This window comes from Thermoflexus sp. (genome assembly GCF_040289485.1).
Classification (GTDB): domain Bacteria; phylum Chloroflexota; class Anaerolineae; order Thermoflexales; family Thermoflexaceae; genus Thermoflexus.
Genome location: NZ_PSLG01000116.1, coordinates 1 through 2,726 on the forward strand (window position 1 = coordinate 1; position 2,726 = coordinate 2,726).

Here is a 2,726-nt window from a genome sequence, read left to right on the forward strand (position 1 = left end):
GAGGGATCTCCACAGGCGTCCCTTCCCGGGGAACTCCCGGTAGGGCCGTTTGGGGTGGCCAGCCCGGAGCCGGCTGGGTTTTCACCGGCTCTATCTGCATGATGGCAGAAAACCCGCGAGCCGTCCACCGGCTGTGGGAACGGGGCGCTGGCCCACCTCGAACCCACCGCCAGGCGGTGAGGGGGCGGGTTCCGTGCGGGCGTGCCCCGTCGGAAAGCTTCGTGGCTGAAATGGCTGATAATAAAAATGTCAGCTGTTGTCAACCCTTACCTGGGGGTGAAGGTCGGCTATGCCGACATCTACAACGCCCGGGCGTTGGTGGAGATCGGGCTGCGGGGGTCCCAGGGGGCGCCCGAACTCTCTTACGGCACCCATTTCTTCCGGGACCTCATCGAGGCCCAGATCTACCCGCTGGACCTCATCCCGGACGACGAAGGGGCGATCTTCCGGGCGGAGTTCTTCCTCCAGGCGCCGAACCATCTGCCCACCCTGCTGCCCGAGGAGGCCGCCTACGTGAAGGTCATCGACGTCCCGGAGGCCACCGACGGGCGCTATCTTCACCTGGTGATGGATGGCGATCACGAGGAGGCGATGGGCTACCTGGGCCCGCAGACGAGCCCATAGGCCGACGCGAGGAGACCGCCGATGTCCTCCCACGGCTTCCGGTTCACCATCGTCGCCCGAGACGGCCGGGCCCGGGCTGGGTTCCTGGATACTCCCCACGGGCGGATCCCGACGCCCTGCTTCGCCCCGGTGGGCACCCAGGGGGCGGTCAAGACGGTGCCCCCCTGGGATCTGAAGGCCCTGGGGGCCACCCTTGTGCTCGCCAATACTTATCATCTTTATCTGCGCCCGGGCGATGAGCGGATCGCCCGCCTGGGCGGCCTCCATCGATTTATGGGCTGGGACGGCCCTATCCTCACGGACAGCGGGGGGTTCCAGATCTTCAGCCTGCAGGGCCTGCGGGAGGTGGACGACGACGGGGTGACCTTCCGCTCCCACCTGGACGGCTCCCTCCATCGGTTCACGCCAGAGAAGGCCATCCGCGTCCAGGAGAACCTGGGGGCGGATCTCATCATGTGCCTAGACGAATGCCCACCGCCCCTGGACTACGCGTATAACGTGAAGGCCCTGGAACGGACCCATCGCTGGGCGGAGCGCTGCCGGGCCGCCCACCGTCGCACGGACCAGGCCCTCTTCGGCATCGTGCAGGGCGGGGTGTTCGAGGATCTGCGAACCCGCAGCGCCCGCTTCCTGGTCGCGCTGGATTTCCCCGGCTACGCCATCGGGGGGCTCTCCGTGGGGGAGCCGAAGGCCGACACCTACCGCATCCTGTCGCTGATGGACGCCCTGCTGCCTGAGGAGAAGCCCCGCTACCTGATGGGAGTGGGGACGTTGCAGGATTTCGTGGAGGCAGTGGCCCGGGGGGTGGACCTCTTCGATTGCGTGATGCCCACCCGCGTGGCTCGGCACGGAACAGCCCTCATCTGGGGCGGCCGTCTCAACCTGCGCAACGCGGCCTACGCCGAGGATCCCCGTCCCATCGATGAGACATGCGAATGCCCGACGTGCCGGCGGTTCTCCCGGGCCTACCTGCGTCACCTGTTCAACGTAGGGGAGCCCATGGCGATGTATCTGACCACCCTCCACAACCTCCACACCATGTTCCGGTTCATGGAGAGGCTGCGGCAAGCGATCCTGGAGGGACGGTTCGAGGCGTTCCGCACCGCCGTGGCCGAGGCCCTCCCGGCGGTTTCCGAACCGGAACCCTCCGACGGGTGAGGCCCTATGCGGGGACTGCGCGGGCCGCTGGCCGATATCGCCGCCGTCCTGTTCGACCTGGACGGCACCCTCTATACCGCCCAGGGACCGATCCCCGGCGCGGCGGAGGTCCTGGCTGCCCTGCGGGCCCACCGCATCCCGGTCCGCTTCGTCACCAACACCACCACCCGCAGCCGCCGCGCCCTGGCGGAGCGCCTGCGCGGGATGGGCATCGCCGCTGCCCCTGAGGAGATCTACAGCCCCCCATGGGCGGCCGGCCGTTTCCTCCGGGAACAGGGAGCGCGGGCCTACCTCCTGGTCCCGGAGGGCGCCCTGGAGGACTTCGCCGGCGTCCCCGTGGACGCAGAGGCCCCGGACGCGGTGGTGGTGGGTGACCTGGGGGAGGGCTGGACCTTCGAACGGCTGAACCGGGCGTTCCGCCTGATCCACGAACGGGGGGCACGGCTCATCGGGTTGGGACGGACCCGCTACTGGCAGGCGGCCGACGGGCTGCGGCTGGACGTGGGGCCCTTCGTGGCCGCCCTGGAGGCCGCCACCGGGCAGCCGGCCCTCATCCTGGGCAAACCCGATCCGGCCTTCTTCCGGATGGTCCTGGCGGACCTCGGGCTGCCTCCCGAGCGGGTGGCCATGGTGGGGGACGACATCGAGGTCGATGTGGGCGGGGCCCAAGCGGTCGGGATGCGGGGGATCCTCGTCCAGACCGGAAAGTTCCGCCCGGCCGATCGCCAGGGGCCGGTCCGGCCCGACGCGGTCCTGGAGTCCGTGGCCAACCTGCTTCCCTGGATCGCCGAGTGAAGGCGAGGGGGTGGGGCCAGGCCCCACCCCCCATCGGAACAGCTTACTTGTTCTTGCCGTTCCGTGGCGCATCGTCATCTCTTTCACCCTGCGCGGCGAAACGGATGACCGGCCCCTTCCGGCTTCCTCGACCCGTGGCGCGTAGACCG

General features: G+C 69.1%; 3 protein-coding genes. All 3 read left to right on the forward strand.

The genetic code is table 11. The features are described from left to right. Positions 1 to 246 precede the first annotated feature (246 nt). From C4313_RS11505 to C4313_RS11515, 3 genes are read left to right on the forward strand one after another with little or no spacing between them, the layout of a single operon-like run. Entirely contained in the window at positions 247 to 624 is a 378-nt protein-coding gene (locus C4313_RS11505; protein ID WP_352429989.1) for a hypothetical protein, read from the forward strand. A 21-nt stretch (positions 625 to 645) separates the two neighbouring features. Continuing rightward, a complete protein-coding gene (gene tgt / locus C4313_RS11510) occupies positions 646 to 1,782 on the forward strand; it encodes a tRNA guanosine(34) transglycosylase Tgt (protein WP_352429990.1) in 1,137 nt (378 codons plus the stop codon). A gap of 6 nt (positions 1,783 to 1,788) precedes the next feature. Next, positions 1,789 to 2,577, forward strand: coding sequence for a TIGR01458 family HAD-type hydrolase (locus C4313_RS11515; RefSeq protein WP_352429991.1), 789 nt, complete (start codon positions 1,789 to 1,791; stop codon positions 2,575 to 2,577). Positions 2,578 to 2,726: the final 149 nt, after the last annotated feature.